Below are 25,274 nucleotides of genomic sequence, written 5' to 3' on the forward strand. Positions count from 1 at the left end.
ACACTCTTCTTTTCAAAAGGAAGAATATACCTCCTTTTAAATTTATTATAATAACGTAGTCTTTCCTGTAGTGTAAAGCTTTTCTTTCACATTCATACTTTTTGCAAGAAAAGGACATTCTACAAGTAAGATATTCAATAGTGATTATTAATATTATTAATACAACAATGAGAGTTATGTTAAGTTTTTGTAAACTTTTCGATAAAATGTTTTAAAAAACGACAGTTTTTTGTTAGAATTGATTAGCCAATATATTTTACATATATTACTTTTGTGGGGGTAACTAATAATGGTCTTTAAATCAAAAAAAGATAAATTTTCTGAAATGTTAATGAATGTTTCTGAAAATTTAAAAGAAGGCGCGCAGTTTTTCGTGGAGTATAAAATTAAAAATGCTAGCGATTTAAAAGAGTTTTCTATGCGCATGAAAGAGTATGAGTCAAAAGGTGACTCATTTATTCACGAAATCATTATGGAGCTAAACAAAGCGTTTATTACTCCTATTGAACGTGAGGACATCCTACAACTCGCAATGAGTATGGATGATGTATTAGACGGATTAGATCATAGTGCTGGTCTATTCGAAATGTATTCTATTACAGAAGCTGATGAATACATGATTAAATTCGTTGAAGCAATTAATCAATGTGCGATTGAGATTGCAAATTCTGTTGAACTACTGTCTAAGAAGAAGTTAGTCGACATTCGTACGAACGCGATTAAGATTAAGGATTACGAATCACAATGTGATGATATTCGCCGTCATGCGATTAAGCACTTATTCTCTCGTGAGAAAGATCCGATTAAGATTATTCAATACAAAGAGATTTACGAAGAGCTTGAAGAAGTAGCGGATAGCTGCCAAAGCGTTGCAAACGTATTAGAAACAATTATTATGAAGAACGCGTAAGGAGTTTGATCATGGATACACTCTTGATACTGACCGTTTTAGTAGTCATTTGCGCTTTAGCTTTTGACTTTATCAATGGATTTCACGATACAGCAAACGCTATTGCAACGGCTGTTTCAACGAAAGCTCTAAAGCCTAGACATGCAATTATTATGGCAGCTATTATGAACTTTTTAGGTGCGATGACATTTACAGGTGTAGCAAAAACAATTACTAAAGATATCGTTGATCCATTTGCCTTGCAAAATGGTTCCCTTGTAATTTTAGCTGCTTTGCTTGCGGCAATAGCATGGAATTTGATCACTTGGTACTACGGTATTCCAAGTAGTTCTTCGCATGCAATTATTGGCTCAATCGCAGGTGCAGCTATCGCTGCTGCCGGTATTAGCTCATTAAATCTTAAAGGGTTTATCAAAATTCTTGAAGCCTTAATCATTTCACCGATTATCGCTTTTGTTATTGGTTATATCGTATACAGTATTTTTAAAGTAGTCTTTAAAAACTTTAATTTAACGAAAACGAACAAAAACTTCCGTATATTCCAGATTTTCACTGCAGCATTACAAGCTTATACACATGGTACAAATGATGCGCAAAAAGCAATGGGAATCATTACGATGGCTCTTATGGCCAATAACTATCATACTTCTAGCGACATCCCGTTCTGGGTACAATTATGTTGTGCGATCGCAATGGGGCTTGGTACTTCTGTCGGTGGATGGAAAATTATTAAAACTGTCGGTGGACAAATTATGAAAATTCGTCCTGTAAATGGTGTAGCTGCCGATTTATCATCATCACTTGTTATTTTCGGTGCAACATTCATTCATTTACCAGTTAGTACGACGCACGTTATCTCTTCTTCTATTTTAGGGGTTGGTGCTTCTCATCGTGTAAAAGGTGTAAAATGGGGAACTGCAAAACGCATGTTAATTACTTGGGTTATCACACTTCCTATTTCAGCTTCTTTAGCTGCTTTATTTTACTCTTTATTACACTTAATCTTTTAATTAAAAGTCGTCTTCCTTATTTTTCTAGGAAGACGACTTTTTTGTGAACAAACCTTTTTCTCATTAAAAAGCGTGTATAATAATTGGTGGATAAGTTATATAGAGGAGTTGGCAAATTTGGAATACATCATGTTACTTTTCATCGGGCTAATCGCCGGGACAGTCGGGAGTCTAGTCGGGCTTGGTGGCGGAATTATTATTGTTCCGTTATTAATCGGATTACACAGCCTATCACCACAACTTGCAGTAGGAACTTCAATGGTAACAGTCGTTTTTACAGGACTATCTTCCACCCTTACTTATATGAAGCATAAACGAGTAGATTACAAAAGTGGACTTATTTTATTTATCGGGAGTGGCCCTGGTGGTATCATCGGCTCATGGGCAAACAAATTTTTAAACCAAGACACATTTTCTTTATATTTTGGGATTTTCCTTATCTTTGTCTCCATTCTTCTTATGTTACGAGACAAATTAACCCCCCTTTCTTTATCAAATATGACTGTAATTAAGCGTTCTTTTACAGATAACGAAGGAAACACTGTACACTATCAATTCCCACCGCTTCTCGCTATCTTTATCGCCTTTATAGTTGGGTTTATATCTGGGTTATTTGGAATTGGTGGCGGTGCCTTACTTGTTCCAGCAATGATGCTCCTTTTTGCATTCCCAGCACATATTGCTGTAGCAACTTCGATGTTTATCGTATTTCTATCAGCAATTGTAAGTTCTGCAACTCACATCTCCCTTGGAAATGTCAGCTGGATTTACGCATTAGTTCTTATTCCTGGTGCATGGATCGGTGGAAAAATCGGGGCTTATATCAATACAAAATTAAGTGGTAAAGCCGTAATTAATTTATTACGTATTACATTAATTATCCTCGGGACTAGATTAATCATTACTTCTTTTTTATAACGCGTTCTTTTTAGAATGCGTTTTTCTTATACGCATGAATATAAAAATCCTCCTAAGAGAACAAATAAAATTAAACAAACACATAATAACATATAATTGGAAATATGTAATTTCTTCAAGTTGACCACTCCTATAACTGCGACTGTTATCTTTATGATAGCGAAAATATAGTTTACTTGCAGTTACAAAGTGCTAACAATGCAAAATCATTTATTACAAATTTTATCCTTATATTTCATTTCTTTGTATATTCTATCGGTTTAATAAAAAAAGATGTCATATTGACATCTTTTTTAGTGAAGAAGTGACCATCCCATAAAATCCTCATGGACTTGGCACGCCCTCTTATCATTTCGATCATATAATTCAGCATAACTATCTGTTTCTTCATCATAAGCCATCGTATAAATAATTTGGCCGTCTACTTCAACGGATAAAACGACTCCACCTTTCATCTCTTCTACATGAATGATAGCATTCGCCGGAATTCTCATATCCGTCATTTTTATCGCATCTAACAATATACTAAACCTCCTACAGCGTATTCATTGCTAGTACTATTACACACTAAATAGTATACTACTGTAATAGCATACATTTCGTCAATGAAATTGCTGTTTAAATAGCATATTGTCTTTATACATATACACTAAAATAAAAAAAATAGAAATGTTTAAATGGGGGGCTAACATTGATTCTACACAAAGGAGATGTACTATTTCGTCAAGGCGAGGACGGTCCTTTATATTTTATAAAAGCAGGTTTATTAAAAGTAGTAAGAATAGAAGAAGATGGAACACCATTTTTATTCAACATTATCGTTCCAGGTGAAACAATACCTCACCATTCTTTAATTTCACCGAAGGAGTATCACGGTACAGCAATTGCTTTAATGAAAACAGAAGTTGAGCCTATAATTAGTAATGAATGGTACGATCAACTTCAGGCAAATCCCGCATCCTATGCAAATATCGCTATGCAATTACAATCAAAATTAAGAATGATGCAACAGCGTATCGATCAATTGACAACCGTCTCTCCGAAAGAACGTCTTCATCGTTTACAAGAATGGTTCACATTATATTTAGGTGACATTCCTATATATGAAATATTAACGCAAACTGAAATTGGTCAACTAATTGGTATACGCCGTGAAACGGTAAATCGGCTGTTACGAGAACAAATAAAAAACGAGGTAAAATAATACCTCGTTTTTTCGCTTATTCAAATCCATTCTATTGTAAGCTCGATGCTGGACCGAAAAATTCATAGTGGATATGCTCTTGTTTCACACCTAAATCAGTTAGTGCAGCATTTATATGTTTCATAAATGCTACGGGTCCACAGAAATAAAATTCTGCTTCAGTTGTCGGAATAATAGTTTGTAACCATTCACGCTCAATGAAACCTTCTTTATCAAAGTTCTTCATTTCCAAATCTTTTTCAGTTGGTGCAGAATAGCAAGTGTACGCTTTAACTTGTTCGTATTCATTATCTACTGCCTCAACGTGTTCTTTCATTGCATGTGTATTACTATTTATCGCTGCATGAACAAAACATACATTACGTTTTGAGTCTTGTTCAATTAACGTATTTAGCATACTCATCATCGGTGTAATACCTACCCCACCACTAATTAGTACAACTGGTAATGTTGCATCCATATTTAATACGAAATCTCCTGCTGGTGCACTTACTGGTAACATATCGCCTTCTTTTACATGATCGTGTAAGTAGTTAGATACTTTACCGTCCGGTGTATCTACACCTTTTTCTTTCTTTATGCTAATACGATAATATTCTTTTCCAGGAGCATCCGATAAGCTATATTGACGATTATGTGTATATGTTTCACCTTCAATATTTATTTGAATCGTTACATATTGCCCTGGGATGAATGAAGAAACTTTTCCTCCATCTTCAGGTTTTAAATAAAATGATGTAATAACATCGCTTTCCTTCACTTTTTTAACAACTACAAAGTTACGGAAATCTTTCCATCCACCTTCTTTATGTGCCGCTTCTTCATACATCTCTGCTTCAATGCTAATGAATGCATCAGCAATGACACCATAAGCTTCTCCCCATGCGTTTAAAACTTCATCAGGTGCACCTGCAACCTCTTTAATTGCACGTAATAAACATGTACCTACAATCGGGTAATGTTCCGCTTTAATACCTAAACTTCTATGCTTATGACCAATTTGTTTTACAACTGGAATAATAGCTTCTAAGTTATCAATGTACGTTGCAGCTGCATAAACAGCATTCGCTAGCGCTTGTTGTTGTCTTCCCTTTTTCTGATTTGTATGGTTGAAAATATTCAATAACTCCGGATGTTCCGAAAATAAAATTTGATAAAATCTCGTAGTAATTTCAACGCCTTTTTCTTGTAATAATGGTACTGTTGACTTTACGATTTCAATTGTTTTTGCACTTAACATTGTATCCCACTCCTCTATTTCCTTAACTGTTTTTAGTTTAACTGAATTGTATAATACAGATTGTGATTTTAATCACTATTAACACGGTGTTTTTGTGAAAAATATATGAACATTGCACTTACAAAAGAAAATAAGCCAACTAGAATTCTAGCTAGCTTATTATTTGGACTGTATAGCTTGTTCAATTACCCTTATATCTTTCCCATCTCCAAACTCTGTATACCCCCAGACATTCGTTTCACCTCTATATTTATTTACGATAATATCCAAGTCATGGTATACACGATGTGCATAAATTACATACTCAATATTTTGGAGTTCCACACCTTTTTTTACAATTTCATAGCTTCTATTTACATCGCGTTTTATTTTTTCGTTCTTTATTTCTGTATGTATATTTTTTAATGACGATTCTTGTTGTTGAAACCATTGCTTAAATTGATTCCAGTCCCCGTCTGTATAATTCTCTGCTTTACCATAATTTAAAAAATTATTATAACTTTCATGTGTCATACGAATAAAATCAAGCACTTTTGTCTCTTCTTGCACATCTTCTATTTGAGCTATTGTACTTACCCCAGCGGGCTTATTCGCATAATGTAATAATACTTTCATAAGACTATAACTCGCAATTATCATCACGATAATAACACCAAACACATTTAGCAATTTCTTCATATACAGAACTCCTTTTCTACTATGAATATTACAATGTACTGTTACACTTGTAACATTCTCTCGTAGAAATGTAATTCCTGTTTAAATCCTTCTTGTCATTTCGACAATATTTTTCTATACATTTCTCCTTGGTAAATGTTCTTGTAAAACAATATACCCTTCATAAGCTGTGTAACCGAGTATAGCCATTAATCCGATATAACAAGCAAAGACTGTCCATTTCGTTTTCATATCAACTTTATAATAGTTTTCCTGTTGTCTCTTTTCTGTCTCCCATTCCTGTAATTTTCTTTCTGACACTTCAAACGCTTCTCTTATATGAATAATATGCGTTTCTTTTTCATCTTCATATGGAACGTAATCAAGTGGCTCAAACTTTGGTAAAAGATACTCTAACACTTCAATCTTTTGAAGTTCTCCTATTTTTAATTCTTTCTCTCTTTCTTTTTGCCTCAATACATTCATTTCATGTTGCATCATATATATATTTCGATGCACCGCACCAGTTTCTTTTAATTCCTCTTCAAGCCTTGCAACATATTCTTTCATTCCATCAATTCTATATCCTAATTCCTTAATTGGCTCATCTCTCTTTATTACTCTATATAATTCCATACAGCCGATAATAAAAATAAATCCTCCCAAAATACTTTTAAAGTAAATGGAATAACCGAGCAATATAATAAGGCCCGCTCCCCAAATCTTTGTACTTACAACTGAGATAATTCGTCCACCATCTAACGGAGAAACTGGAATCAAGTTAAAGAAGTTAATCATACTTCCAAGTAAAATAATTAATGCCCAAAATGGCTCTTTCGTTATTACATAAAGTGGAATTGCAGGTAAAAATGACAATAATCCGAAAAGAGGTCCCATATAGGCGATGTAAGCTTCATCTTTTGCATTTTTCGGCATTTCTTTCATCCCAATAAGAGCGCCCATAAATGGAATAAATATTGCTGGCGATGTTGGTATCCCTTTTCTTTTCGCAGCCCATAAATGGCCCATTTCATGAATAAACAACAAATAAATGAGCGCTACTCCAAATTTCCAACCATATATAACTGCGTATGCACCAAGTGATAGAAACATACTAAATACCGTTGAAAACTTTGCTAATTTAAAAATTGCAAATACCCACTTTAACTTAGAAAGTAAAAATAGCCCTATTGCAACAATAATTCCCCATAATCCTTTTTTATTATTTTTCATATTCCTCTCCTTTATCTCGCATTAATGAGTCATATTCATTCATTAAAGCTTTTTCTTTTCTCTATTATGACATATTTTTTTCTATCGTTAGAAATAATGTTTATTTAATCCATTTTTAGCCAAAAATATAAAAAAAGGAGGTGTATACGAATGAATTTACAGTCTCTCATAATAGGCGCTCTATCGTTTTTAGCTTCAACTCTTATTTTTTATACCGTTAGCTACGTATTATTATTAGATTTGTTGCCCAATCACGTATTTATTGCTATTATCGTCCTTTCCGCTCTTATGATTTCTTTTCTTATTACACGAAAATCAATGAATGAGCCATCTGCAAAAGCAAAGTAATAGAGAGGGGTGTTTTCCCCCTCTCTATTATCATTTCCTAGGAAAGGCCATATAGAATCCCGCTATTTGAGAGCTCCTGACCAGCGGGGGCCGCCCCCACCGCTTAAAGTTTCACTTTATCTTTGTAAATTCATTTTTTCACCATACTCTTTAACAATTTGAATGATATTTTGAAAAACACCTATTTTTTCTTTTTTTCTATTTAATATTTTCAAATCATAATTTTCATAATATGTTTCTAATGACTTTAATTGTGATTCTGAAGCACCTTTTATCGGAACAGTAGCATGCAATTCATACTGTTTATACCCTTCCTTTACCTTTTCACCTAAAACCATTTCACTCTCTTTTGCTCCAATTAATTTTTGAACTTTTTCCGGGAAAATGACTTGTAAATAGTATTCTTGTTCCTTCTCTAATTTGTTGTATAGTGATTGTGAAATCGTATAGCGTACCATATAATTCATTTTTTGATCGCCAGCTTTAATATGAAACGCGGTAATCTGCAAATCTTTTTTTGTTACTTCCGTTAAAGGACCTACCTGCATCTCATCTTCTTTTTGTTCTGACACATTTGGAAATATAGCCAAAAGCTTTTCCGTATCTTTTTTATTCAGCATATACATAGCTTTCTTATATTGTACCCATCCCCGTCTGTCTTCTCCTCTTAACCATGCATAATATGTTTCTTTTTTTCCATCTCTACTAATTTGTATTTCATATTCCGGTTCACCGAAGCTACCTGTTATTTCTTGTTTCTCAGCTTTATCCAAAATGTCCATTACTAACTTAGCTTCTGATTCCTGTAACTTTTTCTCTTTATGTTTTTTTTGTATAACGGTTATCCCTATTGTTTCTTTCACTTCATTCACCGTCTCTTCCACTTTTTTTGGTTCTTTTTTTTGCTCAACTTGACCACAAGATGCTAGTAACATAGCAAATAACAACAATACATATTTCCTTTTCAATTTAATCCTCCTTTTACAATAAGAAATTCTTATAATCTTCATATAAAAAACAAAAACGTGACACACTATAAAATAAGCTATACTAAACATTGAAAGGAGGTCTTTTTCATGTCCATTAATTTTCATGATGCAAATAATAAATACACATACGCACAGCGAAACGCCCATATTTCCTGGGGGGAAATGATAAAAAGTATTACAAATATACAAAACAAGCAAATCATTGATATCGGCTGTGGTGGTGGGATTTATACGAAAGAACTCGCCCTTATGGGAGCAACGAGTGTTGTTGGACTTGATTTTTCAAAACAAATATTACAGGCTGCAAAAGAAAATTGTAGCAGCTTTCCAAACATTTCATTCATTCACGGTGATGCTCATAGCGTCCCATATCCTAATGATACATTCGACATTGTTATTTCGCGCGCAGTTATTCATCATTTACAAGATATTCCTACATTTCTACGTGAAGCTTCTCGTATATTAAAGAAAAACGGTGTACTTATTGTACAAGACCGAACTATTGAAGATTGTACAATTCCTGGAAGCCCCGAACACATTCGTGGATATTTTTTCTCTACCTTTCCAAAACTCATTGAAATAGAATCAAAAAGACGGCCAAAAACCACCACGATACAACAAGAATTACAAAAACATTTTCTTCATGTGCTCCCCACTCAAACACAATGGGAAGTACGAAAAATACATGATTCTGTAGAAGCATTGCTACAGGATTTATCACCTCGAACAGGTCGATCCATTCTATACGAATTAACAGATCATGAACTTTCTCAACTTCTACAACAGATCCAGATCGCATTACAAAACACCTCTCCTATTATTGAAAGAGATCGGTGGACAATTTGGAGTGCCATGAAATTGTAAGGAAGGAAGCCTCACAAAATAATGTGAGGCTTCCTTCTTTCATAATCTAATTTTGCAACACTCTTGATATCCTCCACTTCTGGCCTGTGCACTTCCACACTTCGGACATACTAAATATCTAGACTGATTTGTCAACAAACTACCTTTTTGAAAGAGTAAAACTTCTGCTTGTTTAAACGAACGCGAATAATATAACCACATAAAACCAATTATAGCAATAATGCCAAATAATACTCCCATCGCAAGCATTCTAGTCACCTCTTTTGGTTTGTTCTGTCCAGCAAGTGGATTGTTGTATTATTCTCTGTAAATTCAAACAATCCCTTCTTTACTCCTACAAATATCAACTTTCTCTACAAATTTTACAATTCTATAAAAATTTCCACTCCCTTTTTACAATCCGATATTCATCACCCATTCACTTCAAAATAACGAATATCACCTTCAATATTTTTATATATGAATATATATTTCAGAAAATATATTGACTTTCTAAAAAAAACATGCAACAATACTGTCAGAATACTTGAATAAAAATTCATTGACGAGAACGAGTACGTTATAAGACTGTCCCCCAGAGAGTTGGCGATTTGCTGAAAGCCAACGTTCAGTGCGTAGCCGAAAATCATCTCCGAGAAGTAGAACCGAATGTTACAGTAAGTTCTTACCGGCTGTCCACCGTTACAAGGAACACGTATCATGTTGTACGTTGTAAAGCCGTATACATATAGACTCATTTCTACATGTATAAATTAGGGTGGTATCGCGGGTAAATATAACTCGTCCCTTTCTTTAGGGACGAGTTTTTTGTGTTCTTACAAATGAATTTTAAAAAAGGAGGAAAAACAATGAACACTGTATCAAAAAAACATATTTTTTTCACGGGTCTTATGCTATTTTCTTTATTTTTTGGGGCAGGTAATTTAATTTTCCCTCCCATGCTTGGACAAAATGCAGGTGAAAATTTTTGGCCGGCAATGATTGGATTTTTATTAACAGGAGTCGGTTTACCATTATTAACTGTTATTGCAATTTCTTTATCAGGAAATGGTATGCAACAACTCGCAAGTCATGTTCACCCATTATTCGGAATTTTCTTTACTGTAGTTGTATACATTGCAATCGGTCCATCTATGGGAATTCCACGTGTTGCAAATGTCGCTTATGAAATGGGCGTTAGTTCTTTCTTACCAGAAACAATTCGCTCTAGTAGCCTAGCACTATTTTTATATACAATCATCTTCTTTACTATCGTATTTTGGCTTAGTTTAAATCCATCTAAGCTCGTCGATCGTATCGGAAATGTATTAACACCTATTTTATTGCTCTCTATTTTCTTATTATTTGTTAAAAGTGTATTTACACCACTTGGACAGTCAGGTCCAGCAATGCAAGCGTATCAAACTTCTCCAATCTTCAAAGGTTTTATGGAAGGGTACTTAACGATGGATACAATTTCAGCACTTGCATTTGGAATTATCGTGGTAAATGCAATTCGCTCTAAAGGTGTGAATGATCGTAAATCCATCGCTATCGCAACAGCAAAAGCGGGACTTATTGCCGCTACTGGTCTCGTACTTGTATATGGCGCACTTGGTTGGCTTGGTGCGACTAGCGTCTCTCTCGGATACGCCAAAAATGGAGGACAGCTACTCACTGTTATCGTACAACAATTATTCGGTCCATATGGCCTACTTCTACTAGCGCTAATTGTTACACTTGCTTGCTTAACAACATGTGTTGGACTTGTATCTGCATGTAGTCAATATTTCTCAACATTATTGACTACATTTTCATACAAAACGTTTGCGAGCATCATTTGTGCATTAGGATTATTAGTTGCCAACTTAGGTTTAACGAAAATTATTGCCATCTCTGTTCCAATTCTACTTGTTGTATATCCAGTTGCAATTGTACTTGTTCTACTATCGTTACTTCATAAATATTTCGGCGGATATCGCTCTGTTTATGTAGGTGCTTTAATTGGGGCTGCAATCGTAAGCGTATTTGACGGATTAAAACAAGGTGGTATTTCAGTTTCATTTATCACACCATATTTTGAATTTATCCCTTTATATAATGAAGGAATTGGCTGGCTAATACCTTCATTAGCGGGGGCTATTATCGGCCTTACAATCGCTAAGTTAAGCGGTGCGAAAAAAGTTCCCTTAATAACCGATTCCCGCGAAGTAAAAGCATCCTAAAAAAACTCCCGAAAGGGAGTTTTTTACTTTTGATAAGCAGTATGATTAAAACTGCTTATTTTATACGCTTTCGTATAATATTCGATATTTGTATCCACTGTTTCTACTTTGACAACATCATAGCAATCTTCTTGCTTTACTAAAAATAAATAGTACTCTTCTGTCGCCTCAACAATTGCAATTTTATCTGTTTCAACATTATATTGTTCACAAAGCGCTTGTAATGCGTTCACATAATCCCCTAATTTTTTAGACTTATCCATGCCAAATATCGTTTGAACTAACATACACTCTCTCCCCTTTGTATGTACTGTTAACAACTTAATGATAACGCTTACATTTATTAACGTCAATAAAAAGATTTGGCGTAAACTAATAATCAGTGGGATAGCCCCCCACTGATTAAAGTTTCACTTTATCATTTCGTCAATTGATGTCTAAACGCATAAATAACCGCCTGTGTCCGGTCACTTACATTTAGCTTATTTAAAATATTACTCACATGTGTCTTTACTGTTTTGAGGGCTATAAACAATTCATCTGCAATCTCTTGATTACTTTTCCCCTCTGCAATTAATAACAAAATTTCAGACTCTCTTTCTGTTAACTCCTCATGCAAAGGTTGTTCTTTCTTCTGACGCATACGAGACATCATTTTACCAGTAACTTTTGGCTCTAATACCGTTTCTCCATCATAAGTAGCTCGTACAGCGTCTGCTATATCACTCGCTCTTGATGTTTTTAATAAATAACTTGTCGCTCCCGCCTCAATAACAGGATACAATTTCTCATCATCTAAAAAGCTCGTTACAACTACAATTTTCGCTTCTGGCCATTCCTGAATAATAGCACGTGTTGCTTCAACCCCATCCATCTCATCCATGACAAGATCCATCAAAATAATATCTGGTCTTAATTGCAGTGCTAACTCTGAACCTTTTCTTCCATTTTCAGCTTCTCCAACTACTTCGATATCTGGCTGCGTTGATAAATATGCTGATACACCCATTCGAACCATTTCATGATCATCGACAAGTAACACTTTTATCATGATTCTCCCCCTCTCTCAATCATAATCGGTACTTTTACTTCTATTTGCGTCCCTTTAGCCGGGAAACTAAGTACTTTTAATGTCCCACCAATTTCATGAACACGCTCTTGCATTGATCTTAGACCATATGAACCAGCCTTATTCACTCCGACTTCAAATCCAACGCCATCATCAATAATTTTTAGAATTGCATATTGATCAATTTTCCGAAGACGTACTTCCGTTTTCTTCGCTTTCGCATGTCGTAAAGTATTGGATAAAGCTTCTTGCACAATACGAAATAAATGATCTTCTACACCTTTTTTCAATTCTATTGGCTCGATTAGCCATTCAATTTTCATATGTTGCTTTCGCGATAATTCCGTCAATAATTCTTCTATACCTTGTGTCAGTTTCTTACCTTCTAATTGTACAGGGCGTAAATGAAGAAGCAATGCTCTCATTTCCGATTGTGCATTTACAACCATATTTTCAACGAGCTGTAACTGCTTTGTCGTCGTTTCTGGAATTTCAGCTACTTGTTCATTAATAGCCGACATCATCATTGACATTGCAAAAAGCTGCTGACTTACAGAATCATGCAGCTCCCTCGCCAATCGATGCCTTTCTTGGGAAATCGCTTCTTGTCTCATCTCTTCATTCCAATGAGCTCGTTCATTCGTTACTTTTTGAAAGAGTCCAGCTTGCTCCTCTAATCGACGAGCAAGACCGATTACTTTTCGTTCCACTTCATGAAATTCATCATCTGCAGTAAACGAAACATCACTCGGAAAATTCCCTCGCTCTACTTCAAATAGAAAAGTATTTAATCCTTGTATACGCTGCTCTATATAGTAACCGATTGCATACCCTACAATTCCCCCGATAAGTAAACTTGTAGTCATAATAAACAAGCCAATTGGAACAGAAGCGATGGATTCTTTCCATAATAAATCATAAACTTGTTGCTCACTTTTCCATACATATACAATTGTACAAATAAGCGCGATACTAACTGAGGACAACATAGAGTAACGAATATACATCCACGAAATATTTTTTTGTTTCTTCATTATACTTTCCTCACTTCCGTATCGCCTACGACAAGCGAAGAAATAATTTTAATACGACGAGGAGCTTCTTTATACTGCTCTGTTCTAAATGTAACATTGCGATTAAACCCTGTTTCCTCATGTCCTGGCAGGAGCACACGTCCGACAATAACAGAATGATTTAATGACAGTTCAATATCATACGGCACATATAAACGAATATTACCTACTACACCTCGAATAACAATTACCGTTTCTCCTTCTGGAATCATGGCAGTTGTTAAATCTATTTCAACATCACAAGCACCATATTGAACATTAATATCCTCAAGTTCATAAATATGATCCATCATTCGTACATTACCTACAAACATATTTTTCAAATATGGTTCTGTACGATATATTTGCTTCTCTTCATCTATAATCCCTTTTTCTTTAATTTCAACCTTCATTGCTTTTTGCTGATGCCCTTGTTGAATCAGTTGATAACCAATTAAAGCTAAACAAGCAAATACGACAAGAACAAATGCTGCTGATGAAAATAAGAAGAATAATAATACGATACCACCAACAAATAAAAATACATTTCCCCGTACATAACGATTCTTTTTACGATAATGCCTTCCAAACATAAGCATAATAAATGCAAAAATGAGACCACCTGGTTCAAAATGTCCAAGTATCATATCAAGAAATAGACCAAATCCAAATATGATGAGGAGCATCCCCATTAATTGTGTTTTTGAAAAATGCTTCTTCATTTCAGCTCCCCCCTTCTTGTCACATATACATAGAAGAAAAGGCATTGCTTTCCAACACCTTTTCTCCTATCACTATATCATAAGCCTGTTTTATAATATACTACTATTATTTTGTTAACTCTTTCGTTAACGATACATCATTCTTTTCTTTCATTTCACGCTCAAGCTTTGCAATCTTCATATCAAATGTGTCACGTTCATGCCCCTCATTCATACGAGTTTCTATATCGCGAATATGATCTTCAATTTCTTCAAAGCGTAAGAACGGATTATTTTCATCCATTTTATGCATCGCAGTATTCATACGGCGATTAGCATGTGCCATATTTTCACGTGCCATTAATTCCATACGTTTCGCGTGCATTTCTTTTAATTTATTTTTCATCTCAGCAAGACGACGCTCTAACTCATCAATTTGCTCTACAACACCTGCATACATTTCTTCTAATCGAGTTACTTGCCCTTCATAATAAGCTACTTCTTCTAACGCACGCTCATGCAGTTGTAGTTCGCCTGCTTCTTGTGCGATGATCGCTTGCTTTGATCTTTTATTAACGAAATAACGTGCTTGCTCAAGCTCACGAGCGAAATTAGATTTTAATGTTTTATGGCGCTGAATTAACTTCTCAATTTTTGTTATTTCACGCTCACTATCTCGTAAATATTGATTTAACATAGCGATTGGATTTTTTCTTTCTTTCTCATCTAACACATTATGAAAATCTGCTAAAATTGCATCGCGTACACGTCCGAATAAAGATTGTTTCATTATAATCTTCCTCTCTTCTACTTTATAAATTTGATTTATTTTATATTAGTTTTTCATTAACTTGTTCCACTCATCTTCAAAGTTACTATATGGTTTAGAACTTTCTGGAGCAGAATCAACAACTACATCTTTTTCTTTTTTCCACTCACGGTATCCGTAGTATAAAACTACTAATGCTGCGATACCGATTAGTGCTGGGGAATGAGAAAGTGCAATGGATAAACCGATTAAACCAACAATACCCCAAGCTAACTTTCCAAAAAATGATTTAGCTCGCACAAATGATTTATAGCTCCAGTACACAACTCCTGCTCCGATTGCGAATCCTACAATACCAGCAAGACTACCAAGAGCAATTAAAGCCAAAATACCGGCCGCGATAAACGCTAGAAATTGTTTCATCTTGTGCTTGCCTCCCTTCGATTTGATACTCTTATCTTAACTATTTTTTCATTTTTCCATAACGAGCTTAAGAACCGTTTTTGACTCAGACTTAAGACCGAGTTGCATTCAGCCTTTTGTAAAAACATGCGGTAAGATCGGATGTTTTACTCTTTTATCGCACATAAAAAGCCGTACAGAGAATATTCTCTGTACGGCTTTCGTTACTATTCATTATGCTGTTTTATGATACTCTTTCTTTCCCGCTACTTTAGAAAACCTCGGGAAACCAATTAATATAGAAATGATTCCACATACTCCAACTAAGATTGGATAAAACGCATATGGCAACAATTCAATTGGAGATAATGCCGCAAATCCTGCTGCCGTTAACATTTGCGCACCATACGGAATTAATCCTTGCACACAACATGAGAAAAGATCTAATACACTCGCTGATTTACGAGGATCAATTTCATATTGATCTGCAATATTTTTCGCAAGTGGACCTGTAAAGATAATAGAAATTGTATTATTCGCTGTACACATATTCGTCATACTCACTAAGCCAGCAATACCAAACTCTGCTCCTTTTTTTGAACGAATGTTACGCGTTAAAATATTCATTAAATATTGAATGCCACCATTATATTGAATCAGTTCGACCATACCGCCAATTAAAATAGCTAGTAATACTAACTCCATCATACCGCCCATCCCAGTCGTTACACTTTTAAAGAAACTCTCTAACGTGTAACTTCCATCTAAAAGACCGATAACGCCAGATAGTACAGTTCCACCAGTTAACACGATAAGTACATTCCAACCAAGTAGCGCTGTAATAAGTACTCCTGCATAAGGTAAAATCTTTATCCAGTCAAAGCTATGCGCTTTAATCTGCGTATCGCTTCCTAAAGTGAAGATTACTAATAGTACAATTGTAATAATAGCTGCTGGTAATACAATTAAAAAGTTCGTTTTAAACTTATCTTTCATTTCTGTTCCTTGTGAACGTACAGCTGCGATTGTTGTATCTGAAATAAATGATAAATTATCACCAAACATCGCTCCGCCTACGACAGTAGCCATCGTAAGTGCAATTGAGATATCAGTTTGCCCACTAATACCTACAGCAATTGGTGCTAATGCAGCAATTGTTCCCATTGAAGTTCCCATCGCTAATGAAATAAATGCCCCTATAACAAAAATTCCAGCTACGATAAATCCTTGCGGTAAAATTGATAACGCTAAGTTAACTGTAGAATCAACGCCGCCCATCCCTTTTGCTGTTTCAGAAAACGCTCCCGCCAGTACAAAAATCAAAACCATAATCATAATATCTGGGTTCCCTGCACCTTTAGCAAATCGTTCCACTTTTACATTAAAACTTTCTTTACGATTCATTGCTAAAGCGACTCCTACAGCAATTAAAATCGCTACAAGTATCGGCAATTTATAGAAATCACCTGTAATAATTCCAGAACCAATAAATAGCGCCAAAAATATTCCAAGTGGTAATAAAGCCAAACCATTTCCTCTCGTTTCTTTCAAAGTACCATCTCTCCCTAGTTTCAACCTTTTTCTAATGAATAACAAAAGACCTCTTCCAATGAGAAGAGGTCTTATACATCTATAAGAAACGCTCTTCTCATCTTTCAAGCACATGCTTGCTGGATTTGGCACAGCACTCTGAAATCGAGTCCGCTGCCGAGGCATCGTAGGGCCAGTCCCTCCGCCTCTCTTTATAAGAAGGTTTCATATTTATTTTTTAATAATAATTTCTTCCCTAACTTTACTCGCTTACAAAACAAAAGTCAATTATTTTTTGTATAGATTTTTTTGGTAATTATGCAAAAATTTGAATACAACAATCATTTTAACTTTTTGATTTCTTCTTCCAATATTGAAATCCAATAAAATTCACTATTTTTTATTGCAGCTATTATCCATTTCGTAGTGTACCAAGCTAACTCGTACTCTTCTTTTGTAACATCGCCACTTTTATAGGCATCCTCTAGCTCATCTTCATCTAGTACATACATCTTACCGTTCGGTAATAATACTACATCTAAATATAAATCATCAAAATACGGTAAACTACGTTCGTCTATTTCATATTCTTTCGCCACATCGATATAATATTGTACTAATTTTTTCTGATCATCTAACATAGCCGTAATCGCAAAGTTTTTCCCGTCTATGAAATATTGAATCCACGTATACTGATTGCCTGCAATACAAAGTTCTTTACCATCATATTCTTTACAACTTGGTTCTTTCACCTTTTTTATTTCCAGTATTCCTAGCATTCCCTCTTCTATTTGCTTAACCGTATAATCCTTCTCTATTAGTCGCTTCCACGAAGAACCGTCACCATATTTACGTTTCATTACGTCTACTCCTCTTCTATATACAGAAAAGCTCCCACATATTATGTGAGAGCTTGTTCATATTATAATTAAGCCGCTTGTCCTTTTTCAGAAATCTCTTTCAAATAAGCTTGTCCTTTTTCAGCGTCATATTGACCTTCCCACTTAGACATAACTACAGCTGCTAAAGAGTTTCCTACAACGTTAACTGCTGTACGAGCCATATCTAAAATACGGTCAATACCAGCGATGAATGCTAAACCTTCAGGTGGAATACCTACTGTACCAAGTGTCGCTAATAATACAACGAATGATACGCCTGGTACACCTGCGATACCTTTTGATGTAACCATTAATACAAGTAATAATGTAATTTGTTGTGTAATAGATAAATCAATACCGTACATTTGTGCTAAGAAAATAGCCGCAATTGCTTGATATAAAGTTGATCCATCTAAGTTAAATGAATAACCTGTCGGAATAACGAAAGATGTAATTGCTTTCGGACAACCGAACTTCTCCATTTTCTCCATGATTTTCGGTAAAACTGTTTCTGAACTCGCTGTAGAATATGCTAAGATCAGCTCGTCTTTTAAAATCTTAAAGAATTGGAAAATGTTAATTCCAAATATTTTCGCTGTAAGTCCTAAGACAACTACGACGAAGAAGATCATTGCTCCATATACGACAATTAGTAATTTCCCTAATGGAATTAATGAAGCTAGACCGAATGTAGAAACTGTAACACCAATTAGTGCAAACACACCAAATGGTGCAAATTTCATAACTTGGTTTGTTACATAAAACATTGCATCAGCTACACCTTGGAAAAATTGAAGAACCGGTCTTCCTCTTTCACCAATTGCTGCTACACCTAAACCAAATAATACAGAGAAGAAGATAATAGCAAGCATATCTCCGTCAGCTAATGACTTCATAATGTTCGTTGGAACAATATTTACAAATGTATCTGCAAATGAATGACTTTGCACTTGCTCTGTCGTATGTGTATATTTCGAAATATCTGTCTTCGTTAACTGATCCATATTTACGCCTTTTCCTGGTTGGAAAATATTCGCAATTAATAGACCGACAATAATTGCAATTGTTGTAATAATTTCAAAATAAAGAATTGTTTTTCCGCCTAGTCGGCCTAGTTTTTTAACATCGCCAACACCAGCAACCCCAACAACAATACTTGCTACAACAATTGGTACAACGATCATTTTAATTAATCGGATGAAAATATCACCAATTGGTTGTAAATATTTCACAACCGCTGGATTATCAAAGAAAATCGCCCCAACTGCAATACCAAGCGCAAGTCCTATTAATATTTGCCATGCAAGTCCTATTCTTTTCATATTTGTTGTAACCCCCTCTTCGATGTGTCACTCTATCTCTCATTCTATCTCTATAAAAACATGAAATTAAGAGTATTACATATTATTCGACAATTCACTACATTTTGTCCCTGTTAAAAATCATAAATCAAAATTTTAAATCTGACAACAAAATAAGTTTGCCCGAACGCAAATAATTTTCTTGACAAAAACAAAACCCATGTCAGAAAACCTCACATGAGAACGATTCCTTATCAGTGTTTTATTGGATTCTCATCTAATATTTCACTATATAAAACAAACGTATTTTTCCCTTTATTTTACAACAAAAATTAAATAATACATCCTTTTTACATGAATTTTAAAAATCCATCTGCCGTGAAAATTATCGTTAAAAGACGATAATTTCCGACAAAACTTAGCAATTTTATAAAATTTTCTTTACATTATGGTTACAACGATAGACACCCTTCTTCTTATGATATATAACATTCATAGGGAAAGGAGCCAGACAACCATGAAAAAGAAATTTGCAGCGTTCAGTGTTTTAGCAGCAGGAACGATTTTTGTTTCTCCGTTTCTTTCACCCGCATACGCTGAAACGAATCAAGATAAATTATCTAATATTCAATCTGAATTAGAAGGAAAACAAAATGACTTACAAAATAAATCAGCCGAGAAAGAACAAATAGAAAAGGAAATTCAAGAATTACAAAAGAAAATCGACGACCTAACTACTTCTATTAATAAAAACGAAGCTGAATTAAACGATACAAAAAAAGAAATTAGTAAAACACAACAAGTAATCGCTGAAAAAAAGAAACATATAGAGCAATTACAAACAAACATAGATACGCGTCAGGAAGTTATTAAGCAACGTTTACAATCTATGCAAGAAAAACCTCGTACAAATATTATTACAGAGGTATTAACAAATTCTACAAACATTGCAGATCTTGTTGATAATATGTACTCTGTAAGTTTAATTTTAAACAATGATACAGATATTGTGAAAAAGCAGACAACTGACCAAAATGCTGTAGCAACTGAAAAAGAGGCTGTTGAGAAAAAAGAGCAACAATTAAAAGAATCCGAACAGAAATTAGTTCAAAAACAACAAGAGTTGCAAACGAATCAGCAACAGCAGCAAACCTTTATTAGTGATCTACATACGAAAGTAGCAAAAGTAGATTCAGAGATTGAAGGATTAGAAGAATCCAAAGGTATTTTAGAAAACCAGCGTCAAGCTGTTCAAAAAGCAATTGAAGAAGAAAAACGTGCCGAAGAGGCTCGTAAAGCTGAAGAAGCCCGCAAGGCAGAAGAAGCTCGTAAACAAGCTACTACATCTGCTCAAAAAGCTCAAGCAGCTCCAACACCACACGATACAAATATTGGCGGCTTTATTAAGCCAGCAGCTGGATCAAAAACTTCTGGGTTTGGCGTGCGCTCTATAGATAACCATAAAGGAATCGATATCGCAGCTTCAGGAACCGTACCAATTATTGCTGCTGCTGATGGCGTTGTTATTCGCTCAGAATTATCATCTAGTTACGGAAATGTTGTGTACTTATCTCACCGTATTAACGGAAAAACATACACAACAGTATACGCTCATATGAGTAGCCGTTCTGTATCTAATGGACAAACTGTAAAACAAGGAACTCAACTTGGATTTATGGGGAACACTGGTCAATCATACGGACAGCATTTACACTTCGAACTTCACCTTGGAGAATGGAATGTCGGCAAAACAAACGCAGTTGATCCATCTCCTTATATCGGATTATAAAAAAAACTCGGTGCATACCGAGTTTTTTTATTTCCACTTCACACACTATAGGCATTCCACATAGACTACAACTAAATGCCTATATTTTACGAGGTGAATCATATGAATACGCAATTACAACAAAAAATCGAAGAGGCTAGAGAAACTTATATTGGCCGGCTATTTACATTTGGTGGTTCAGCATTATTTTTAATCGGATCATTCGTAGCAGTCGTAACAGCCTATAAAGCATATAATCGTTTATTAAATACACCTACAGCATAATAAAAAGACGGAGATTTCTCCGTCTTTTTATTATGCAAACATTTTAAGTACGCCTATTGCATTTAAAAATACAATAATCACAGTTACTGGAATAACATAACGAAGCAAGAAGAACCAAATATTAAATAATGTTTTCCCTTTCGTTTCTGTAACTTCTAATTCTTTCATTAACATTTCTTTACTCATTTTATTTGGTACAAATAGCGAAATAGCTAGTACTCCTAACGGCAGCAATACATTACTTACCGAAAAATCGACGAAATCAAAGAATGTCTTACCAAATATTTTCACATCACTCATAATTCCAAATGATAATGCTGACGGGATTCCAACTGCAAAAATAAGAATACCAATTAATAACGATGCTGACGGACGCTTTTTCTCATTATCTTTCGCAACAGATGCTACTACAATTTCAAGCATAGAAATTGCAGAGGTTAACGTTGCAAAGAAGAATAAAACTAAAAACATAATGAAGAAAAATTGTCCAAATGGTATTTTCGCAAATACTGCTGGAAGGACGATAAACAGTAGTCCTGGTCCTTCAGTCGGCTTAACGCCTAATGCGAAAATCGCCGGGAAAATTGCTAATCCTGCAAGTACTGTAATAAAAACAGTTAAACTTACAATAGATGTTGCTGATTTCGCCAAATGTTCTTCTTTCTTCAAATACGAACTATACGTTACCATTACTGAGGCACCTACTGTTAGCGAGAAGAATGATTGTCCCATCGCGTATAAAATTGTATCTGCTGTAAGCTTTGAAAAATCAGGTTTTAAGAAGAACTCTACTCCTGCAAAAGCACCATCAAGTGTTAATGCACGAACAATGATTGCAATAAATAAAATAAATAATAGCGGCATCATATACTTACTTGCCTTCTCTATCCCTTTTTCTACACCTTTACTTACAACAAAAATTGTGCAAAGCATAAAGATAAATTGCGCTCCAATCGCGCTTACTGGATTTGAAATCGTTTCACCAAACAATTTCCCATAATCAACAACACCATTCCAGAAGCTACCTGTAACACTATAGTATAAGTACAGTAAAATCCATCCACCTACAACACTATAAAAAGATAGTACACTAAAACAAGTAACAACTCCCATGCGACCAATCCAAGGATATAACTTGCTATTTGGCACTAATACTTTATACGCTGTAACTGCCTCTTTTTGCGTACTACGCCCAATAACAAATTCAGCTATTAGAAGGGGCATACCTATAAATAAAGTTAATAGTAAAAATACAAGGAAGAATGCGCCTCCCCCGCCATTACCTGCAACATACGGAAATTTCCATATTGCACCAAGACCTACTGCGGCTCCAGCTGCTGCGAGTACAAAGCCTATTTTCGACGTCCATTGCTGTGTTTCTTTCATCATAAATTCCCCTTTTCTGAATATTTAAACTTTTATCAATTATACACTTTCATTTCATACTCGCACACCTCCTTTAGAAAATAAAAAAGTCCCCTACACGCAAATATGCATGTAGAGGACGATATATGTAATGTTAATACCGTGGTACCACCTCAATTGGATTGATAAATCCCACTTGTTCAAGTACAGGAAAATTCCGATACTCTATCCTTTTAACGGCGGAACCCGGGTTGCCTACTACAATGTTCAACATACCTCTCGCAAGCCCATTCTGTATATTTTATCGTACCGGGCTCACACCTTACCCCAGCTCTCTGAACGTATCAAATATACATACTCTTCTTGCTCATCGATTTCATCTATTGAAGTTACTAGTGATTATAAATTATATTTTTATAGTTGTAAAGTACAATTTATTCATTATCCTATATGAACTCTTCTCTCTAATTCTTGTAAAAACAATTCTCTTTTTTGTTCATTTTGAACATATATCGACTTTAATACCTCTTGCAACAATATATTTCTCTGCCTTTTCTCTATTTGTAATGCTTTCACTTTTACTCTAACTTCGTATAAAAAATCAAGATACGCTTCATACGCCTCATCATATTTATTTGCGATATCATCACGAATTTTTTTTGCAAGTTTCGGGCTCGCTCCTCCGGTAGAAACAGCCACATTCAGTAATCCACGATGAATCGCTGCCGGAAAATGAACATTACCACTTTCCGGGTTCGTAATAACATTTACTAATTGATTCTCTGCGCTATCTTCAGCAATTTGTTCATTTAATACAGCATCACTACTCGCTGCAACAACTAAAAAAGCGTCTTTAATATCACTTTTTTCATACTTCCTTTGATACCAACGAATTTTCTTTTCTTCTACAAGTTTCACTAAATTCGCATCCAATTCAGGACTTACCACAACTATATCCGCACCTTGTTTTAGTAAAGGAATAATTTTAAATCCCGCGACTTTCCCTCCACCAATGACAACAACACGTTTCTTCTCAACTCGCACTGTAAGTGGATACATATTGATCTCCCTTCAATAATTTCTTCGTTTTCTGAATTAACATATACTGAAACGCTTCATTCTTTCCTAAATACGGACTTATTTTTATCTCATCCAACTCATATTGGCGCACTTCTTTTTCAATATGTTTCATAAGTAAACCTGTAAATAACAAGTAAGGCAGCACAACGATGTTCTTTTCTTTTCGTTCTACAACTTCCTTTAACTTCTCCTCAAATTTTGGCTCGGCAGCCGCTAAATAACAAACTTCTACTTTTTTAATCTTCTCTTCTGTTTGAAATAAAGAAGCAATCCAGTTTATATCTCTTAATACTTCAGGATCACTGCTCCCTCTTGCAACGAGAAGTAGCGTCACTTCATTCTTATCTTCCTGTTCAATGCCACTTCCGCTATACACCGATTTAACAAGTGTTTCTGATACACCAAATGGGTTACCATAGGTCACTTTAACATTCGAAAATTGCTTAGTTAACTTCTCCAATTCAAACGGGATATCTTTTTTCACATGACCTGCCGCTAATAAAAAAACTGGAATAACAATAATCTCTGTAGCACCACGCTTCACACATGTACGGAACCCTTCATCAATAGTTGGATTCGCTAACTCTAAAAAACAAACTTCTTGAATACTCGCCTCTACACGGTTCATACATGACGTAATAAACGCAACTGCTTCTTCTTTAGCCGCTTTCAAACGACTTCCATGACATATATATAAGATGGCCTTCATTTTATAACACTCCGCTTACTTGATACGTACTTTCTGTCTGTTTCTCAAACCAATGGATTCTTTCTCTAAAACGGACCACTTCTCCAATTACAATCATGCTCGGATTTTGAATTTGTTCTTTTTTCGCAATATCTACAATTGTCCCTAACGTCCCTACAACTGTACGTTGCATAGATGTCGTTCCCCGTTCAATAATAGCAGCAGGTGTACTTTTATCCTTTCCATGCTTCATCAGTTGTTCACATATGTAGGGTAAATTACTAACCCCCATATATACCGCCAATGTCTCTACACCTTTCGCTAAATTTTCCCACTTCACTTCCTCTGCAGCATCTTCTTTCCTATGTCCCGTCACAATAGCAAAACTCGCACTTGCATCACGGTGCGTCACCGGAATACCAGCATAAGCAGGCGCAGCTATTCCAGCTGAAATACCAGGAACGATTTCAAATGGTACACCTTGCTTTGCTAACGCTTCAGCTTCTTCTCCCCCTCTACCAAATACAAATGGATCACCGCCCTTAAGCCTCGTTACAACTTTTCCTTTTTTCGCATATTTAATAAGAAACGTGTTAATTGTCTCTTGCTTCATCGTGTGATAATTTGGTAGTTTTCCGCAATAAATTAAATCTGCTTCGGGCTTTGCATAGGAAAGCAACTCTTTATTTACAAGGCGGTCGTACAAAATAACATCTGCCTTCTCAATACATTTCAACCCTTTCACAGTGATTAAATCTGGATCACCAGGACCCGCACCAACGATATAAACCTTCCCCATCATCTCT

Annotated in this window: 28 protein-coding genes, 1 riboswitch and 2 other annotated features; of the genes, 9 read left to right on the forward strand and 19 right to left on the reverse strand. The window is 35.2% G+C overall.

All coding sequences use genetic code 11. The annotated features are described in order from the left end of the window. Window positions 1-289 precede the first annotated feature (289 nt). From QCI44_RS20820 to QCI44_RS20830, 3 genes are all read left to right on the forward strand, one after another. A complete protein-coding gene (locus QCI44_RS20820; RefSeq protein WP_000231446.1) occupies window positions 290-910 on the forward strand; it encodes a DUF47 domain-containing protein in 621 nt (206 codons plus the stop codon). 11 nt (window positions 911-921) lie between these two features. Beyond that, complete coding sequence (locus QCI44_RS20825) at window positions 922-1,920, forward strand: inorganic phosphate transporter (protein WP_016088685.1); 999 nt, start codon at window positions 922-924, stop codon at window positions 1,918-1,920. Between the two features lie 117 nt (window positions 1,921-2,037). Continuing rightward, entirely contained in the window at window positions 2,038-2,838 is an 801-nt protein-coding gene (locus QCI44_RS20830; protein WP_088083480.1) for a sulfite exporter TauE/SafE family protein, read from the forward strand. A gap of 293 nt (window positions 2,839-3,131) precedes the next feature. Here the strand turns inward: QCI44_RS20830 and QCI44_RS20835 are convergent, their stop codons facing one another. Further along, the gene (locus QCI44_RS20835; RefSeq protein ID WP_000882907.1) at window positions 3,132-3,359 is read right to left on the reverse strand and encodes a hypothetical protein; all 228 of its coding nucleotides are present in this window, start codon (window positions 3,357-3,359) and stop codon (window positions 3,132-3,134) included. Window positions 3,360-3,529: 170 nt separating this feature from the next. Between QCI44_RS20835 and QCI44_RS20840 the strand changes: the two genes are divergently transcribed. Further along, entirely contained in the window at window positions 3,530-4,042 is a 513-nt protein-coding gene (locus QCI44_RS20840; protein WP_016088686.1) for a Crp/Fnr family transcriptional regulator, read from the forward strand. Window positions 4,043-4,073: 31 nt separating this feature from the next. On the opposite strand, the gene hmpA is transcribed toward QCI44_RS20840, so the two are convergent. The 3 genes from hmpA to QCI44_RS20855 all read right to left on the reverse strand — a co-directional run bounded on the left by hmpA (window position 4,074) and on the right by QCI44_RS20855 (window position 7,172). Then, the gene (gene hmpA / locus QCI44_RS20845) at window positions 4,074-5,282 is read right to left on the reverse strand and encodes an NO-inducible flavohemoprotein (protein WP_088083479.1); all 1,209 of its coding nucleotides are present in this window, start codon (window positions 5,280-5,282) and stop codon (window positions 4,074-4,076) included. A gap of 159 nt (window positions 5,283-5,441) precedes the next feature. Beyond that, window positions 5,442-5,960, reverse strand: a complete 519-nt coding sequence (locus QCI44_RS20850) for a hypothetical protein (protein ID WP_016088688.1) — start codon at window positions 5,958-5,960, stop codon at window positions 5,442-5,444. A gap of 114 nt (window positions 5,961-6,074) precedes the next feature. After that, window positions 6,075-7,172, reverse strand: coding sequence for a site-2 protease family protein (locus QCI44_RS20855; RefSeq protein ID WP_016088689.1), 1,098 nt, complete (start codon window positions 7,170-7,172; stop codon window positions 6,075-6,077). Window positions 7,173-7,322: 150 nt separating this feature from the next. Between QCI44_RS20855 and QCI44_RS20860 the strand changes: the two genes are divergently transcribed. Further along, window positions 7,323-7,520 (forward strand): hypothetical protein, encoded by a 198-nt coding sequence (locus QCI44_RS20860; protein ID WP_016088690.1) that lies wholly within the window; start codon window positions 7,323-7,325, stop codon window positions 7,518-7,520. Between the two features lie 116 nt (window positions 7,521-7,636). Here QCI44_RS20860 and QCI44_RS20865 read toward each other — a convergent pair whose 3' ends face one another. Beyond that, window positions 7,637-8,488: a YhfM domain-containing protein gene (locus QCI44_RS20865; RefSeq protein ID WP_016088691.1), complete on the reverse strand. Its 852-nt coding sequence runs from the start codon at window positions 8,486-8,488 to the stop codon at window positions 7,637-7,639. A gap of 108 nt (window positions 8,489-8,596) precedes the next feature. Between QCI44_RS20865 and QCI44_RS20870 the strand changes: the two genes are divergently transcribed. Beyond that, window positions 8,597-9,373: a class I SAM-dependent methyltransferase gene (locus QCI44_RS20870; RefSeq protein ID WP_016088692.1), complete on the forward strand. Its 777-nt coding sequence runs from the start codon at window positions 8,597-8,599 to the stop codon at window positions 9,371-9,373. A 39-nt stretch (window positions 9,374-9,412) separates the two neighbouring features. Here QCI44_RS20870 and QCI44_RS20875 read toward each other — a convergent pair whose 3' ends face one another. Next, complete coding sequence (locus tag QCI44_RS20875) at window positions 9,413-9,622, reverse strand: hypothetical protein (RefSeq protein WP_000880630.1); 210 nt, start codon at window positions 9,620-9,622, stop codon at window positions 9,413-9,415. Between the two features lie 283 nt (window positions 9,623-9,905). Next, window positions 9,906-10,164: a binding site (T-box leader), on the forward strand. Window positions 10,165-10,221: 57 nt separating this feature from the next. On the opposite strand from QCI44_RS20875, the gene brnQ3 reads away from it, so the two are divergent. After that, entirely contained in the window at window positions 10,222-11,577 is a 1,356-nt protein-coding gene (gene brnQ3, locus QCI44_RS20880; protein ID WP_016088693.1) for a branched-chain amino acid transport system II carrier protein BrnQ3, read from the forward strand. A 23-nt stretch (window positions 11,578-11,600) separates the two neighbouring features. Here the strand turns inward: brnQ3 and QCI44_RS20885 are convergent, their stop codons facing one another. The 9 genes from QCI44_RS20885 to gltP form a co-directional block, all read right to left on the reverse strand. Next, entirely contained in the window at window positions 11,601-11,897 is a 297-nt protein-coding gene (locus tag QCI44_RS20885) for a DUF3922 domain-containing protein (RefSeq protein WP_116329309.1), read from the reverse strand. A 98-nt stretch (window positions 11,898-11,995) separates the two neighbouring features. Then, a complete protein-coding gene (locus tag QCI44_RS20890) occupies window positions 11,996-12,628 on the reverse strand; it encodes a response regulator (protein WP_000598709.1) in 633 nt (210 codons plus the stop codon). Next, the gene (locus QCI44_RS20895; RefSeq protein ID WP_016088694.1) at window positions 12,625-13,680 is read right to left on the reverse strand and encodes a sensor histidine kinase; all 1,056 of its coding nucleotides are present in this window, start codon (window positions 13,678-13,680) and stop codon (window positions 12,625-12,627) included. The genes QCI44_RS20890 and QCI44_RS20895 overlap by 4 nt, the downstream gene beginning before the upstream one ends. After that, window positions 13,680-14,420: a cell wall-active antibiotics response protein LiaF gene (liaF, locus tag QCI44_RS20900; RefSeq protein ID WP_016088695.1), complete on the reverse strand. Its 741-nt coding sequence runs from the start codon at window positions 14,418-14,420 to the stop codon at window positions 13,680-13,682. The genes QCI44_RS20895 and liaF overlap by 1 nt, the downstream gene beginning before the upstream one ends. 106 nt (window positions 14,421-14,526) lie before the next feature. Further along, the gene (locus tag QCI44_RS20905; protein ID WP_016136605.1) at window positions 14,527-15,189 is read right to left on the reverse strand and encodes a PspA/IM30 family protein; all 663 of its coding nucleotides are present in this window, start codon (window positions 15,187-15,189) and stop codon (window positions 14,527-14,529) included. Between the two features lie 45 nt (window positions 15,190-15,234). Beyond that, window positions 15,235-15,591 carry a lmo0954 family membrane protein gene (locus QCI44_RS20910; RefSeq protein ID WP_016088697.1) on the reverse strand — a complete coding sequence of 119 codons (357 nt, stop codon included), beginning with the start codon at window positions 15,589-15,591 and terminating at the stop codon, window positions 15,235-15,237. 213 nt (window positions 15,592-15,804) lie between these two features. Beyond that, entirely contained in the window at window positions 15,805-17,121 is a 1,317-nt protein-coding gene (locus QCI44_RS20915) for a Na+/H+ antiporter NhaC family protein (RefSeq protein ID WP_353811429.1), read from the reverse strand. A 94-nt stretch (window positions 17,122-17,215) separates the two neighbouring features. Continuing rightward, window positions 17,216-17,321: riboswitch (SAM riboswitch) on the reverse strand. Window positions 17,322-17,441: 120 nt separating this feature from the next. Then, window positions 17,442-17,960 carry a ribonuclease FAU-1 family protein gene (locus tag QCI44_RS20920; RefSeq protein ID WP_088083473.1) on the reverse strand — a complete coding sequence of 173 codons (519 nt, stop codon included), beginning with the start codon at window positions 17,958-17,960 and terminating at the stop codon, window positions 17,442-17,444. A gap of 68 nt (window positions 17,961-18,028) precedes the next feature. Next, the gene (gltP, locus tag QCI44_RS20925; protein ID WP_016133985.1) at window positions 18,029-19,303 is read right to left on the reverse strand and encodes a glutamate/aspartate:proton symporter GltP; all 1,275 of its coding nucleotides are present in this window, start codon (window positions 19,301-19,303) and stop codon (window positions 18,029-18,031) included. A gap of 496 nt (window positions 19,304-19,799) precedes the next feature. Here gltP and QCI44_RS20930 point away from each other — a divergent pair, with 496 nt between their 5' ends. Together QCI44_RS20930 and QCI44_RS20935 are read left to right on the forward strand one after the other, a co-directional pair. Then, complete coding sequence (locus tag QCI44_RS20930; RefSeq protein ID WP_016088701.1) at window positions 19,800-21,071, forward strand: murein hydrolase activator EnvC family protein; 1,272 nt, start codon at window positions 19,800-19,802, stop codon at window positions 21,069-21,071. Between the two features lie 102 nt (window positions 21,072-21,173). After that, on the forward strand, window positions 21,174-21,335 hold the full coding sequence (locus QCI44_RS20935) for a hypothetical protein (RefSeq protein ID WP_016088702.1): 162 nt from the start codon (window positions 21,174-21,176) through the stop codon (window positions 21,333-21,335). A 30-nt stretch (window positions 21,336-21,365) separates the two neighbouring features. Here the strand turns inward: QCI44_RS20935 and QCI44_RS20940 are convergent, their stop codons facing one another. From QCI44_RS20940 to cobA, 4 genes are all read right to left on the reverse strand, one after another. Then, window positions 21,366-22,721 carry a sodium-dependent transporter gene (locus QCI44_RS20940; protein ID WP_016088703.1) on the reverse strand — a complete coding sequence of 452 codons (1,356 nt, stop codon included), beginning with the start codon at window positions 22,719-22,721 and terminating at the stop codon, window positions 21,366-21,368. A 111-nt stretch (window positions 22,722-22,832) separates the two neighbouring features. Continuing rightward, window positions 22,833-23,080, reverse strand: a binding site (T-box leader). Between the two features lie 61 nt (window positions 23,081-23,141). Further along, window positions 23,142-23,759: an NAD(P)-binding protein gene (locus QCI44_RS20945; RefSeq protein WP_016133984.1), complete on the reverse strand. Its 618-nt coding sequence runs from the start codon at window positions 23,757-23,759 to the stop codon at window positions 23,142-23,144. Next, window positions 23,734-24,489, reverse strand: coding sequence for a sirohydrochlorin chelatase (locus QCI44_RS20950; RefSeq protein ID WP_016088705.1), 756 nt, complete (start codon window positions 24,487-24,489; stop codon window positions 23,734-23,736). The genes QCI44_RS20945 and QCI44_RS20950 overlap by 26 nt, the downstream gene beginning before the upstream one ends. A gap of 1 nt (window position 24,490) precedes the next feature. After that, window positions 24,491-25,267: a uroporphyrinogen-III C-methyltransferase gene (cobA, locus tag QCI44_RS20955; RefSeq protein WP_016133983.1), complete on the reverse strand. Its 777-nt coding sequence runs from the start codon at window positions 25,265-25,267 to the stop codon at window positions 24,491-24,493. Window positions 25,268-25,274 lie beyond the last annotated feature (7 nt).

The sequence above is a fragment of the Bacillus cereus group sp. RP37 genome, assembly GCF_040459695.1.
In the GTDB taxonomy this organism is placed as follows: Bacteria; Bacillota; Bacilli; order Bacillales; family Bacillaceae_G; genus Bacillus_A.

Excerpts from the sequence above, each read along its gene's own strand:
- QCI44_RS20820 (WP_000231446.1), top strand. The coding sequence starts at position 290 with ATGGTCTTTAAATCAAAAAAAGATAAATTTTCTGAAATGTTAATGAAT.
- QCI44_RS20825 (WP_016088685.1), top strand. The coding sequence starts at position 922 with ATGGATACACTCTTGATACTGACCGTTTTAGTAGTCATTTGCGCTTTA.
- hmpA (WP_088083479.1), bottom strand. The coding sequence starts at position 5,282 with ATGTTAAGTGCAAAAACAATTGAAATCGTAAAGTCAACAGTACCATTA.
- QCI44_RS20850 (WP_016088688.1), bottom strand. The coding sequence starts at position 5,960 with ATGAAGAAATTGCTAAATGTGTTTGGTGTTATTATCGTGATGATAATT.
- QCI44_RS20855 (WP_016088689.1), bottom strand. The coding sequence starts at position 7,172 with ATGAAAAATAATAAAAAAGGATTATGGGGAATTATTGTTGCAATAGGG.
- QCI44_RS20860 (WP_016088690.1), top strand. The coding sequence starts at position 7,323 with ATGAATTTACAGTCTCTCATAATAGGCGCTCTATCGTTTTTAGCTTCA.
- QCI44_RS20870 (WP_016088692.1), top strand. The coding sequence starts at position 8,597 with ATGTCCATTAATTTTCATGATGCAAATAATAAATACACATACGCACAG.
- QCI44_RS20875 (WP_000880630.1), bottom strand. The coding sequence starts at position 9,622 with ATGCTTGCGATGGGAGTATTATTTGGCATTATTGCTATAATTGGTTTT.
- brnQ3 (WP_016088693.1), top strand. The coding sequence starts at position 10,222 with ATGAACACTGTATCAAAAAAACATATTTTTTTCACGGGTCTTATGCTA.
- QCI44_RS20890 (WP_000598709.1), bottom strand. The coding sequence starts at position 12,628 with ATGATAAAAGTGTTACTTGTCGATGATCATGAAATGGTTCGAATGGGT.
- QCI44_RS20895 (WP_016088694.1), bottom strand. The coding sequence starts at position 13,680 with ATGAAGAAACAAAAAAATATTTCGTGGATGTATATTCGTTACTCTATG.
- liaF (WP_016088695.1), bottom strand. The coding sequence starts at position 14,420 with ATGAAGAAGCATTTTTCAAAAACACAATTAATGGGGATGCTCCTCATC.
- QCI44_RS20905 (WP_016136605.1), bottom strand. The coding sequence starts at position 15,189 with ATGAAACAATCTTTATTCGGACGTGTACGCGATGCAATTTTAGCAGAT.
- QCI44_RS20910 (WP_016088697.1), bottom strand. The coding sequence starts at position 15,591 with ATGAAACAATTTCTAGCGTTTATCGCGGCCGGTATTTTGGCTTTAATT.
- QCI44_RS20920 (WP_088083473.1), bottom strand. The coding sequence starts at position 17,960 with ATGAAACGTAAATATGGTGACGGTTCTTCGTGGAAGCGACTAATAGAG.
- gltP (WP_016133985.1), bottom strand. The coding sequence starts at position 19,303 with ATGAAAAGAATAGGACTTGCATGGCAAATATTAATAGGACTTGCGCTT.
- QCI44_RS20930 (WP_016088701.1), top strand. The coding sequence starts at position 19,800 with ATGAAAAAGAAATTTGCAGCGTTCAGTGTTTTAGCAGCAGGAACGATT.
- QCI44_RS20935 (WP_016088702.1), top strand. The coding sequence starts at position 21,174 with ATGAATACGCAATTACAACAAAAAATCGAAGAGGCTAGAGAAACTTAT.
- QCI44_RS20940 (WP_016088703.1), bottom strand. The coding sequence starts at position 22,721 with ATGAAAGAAACACAGCAATGGACGTCGAAAATAGGCTTTGTACTCGCA.
- QCI44_RS20945 (WP_016133984.1), bottom strand. The coding sequence starts at position 23,759 with ATGTATCCACTTACAGTGCGAGTTGAGAAGAAACGTGTTGTTGTCATT.
- QCI44_RS20950 (WP_016088705.1), bottom strand. The coding sequence starts at position 24,489 with ATGAAGGCCATCTTATATATATGTCATGGAAGTCGTTTGAAAGCGGCT.
- cobA (WP_016133983.1), bottom strand. The coding sequence starts at position 25,267 with ATGGGGAAGGTTTATATCGTTGGTGCGGGTCCTGGTGATCCAGATTTA.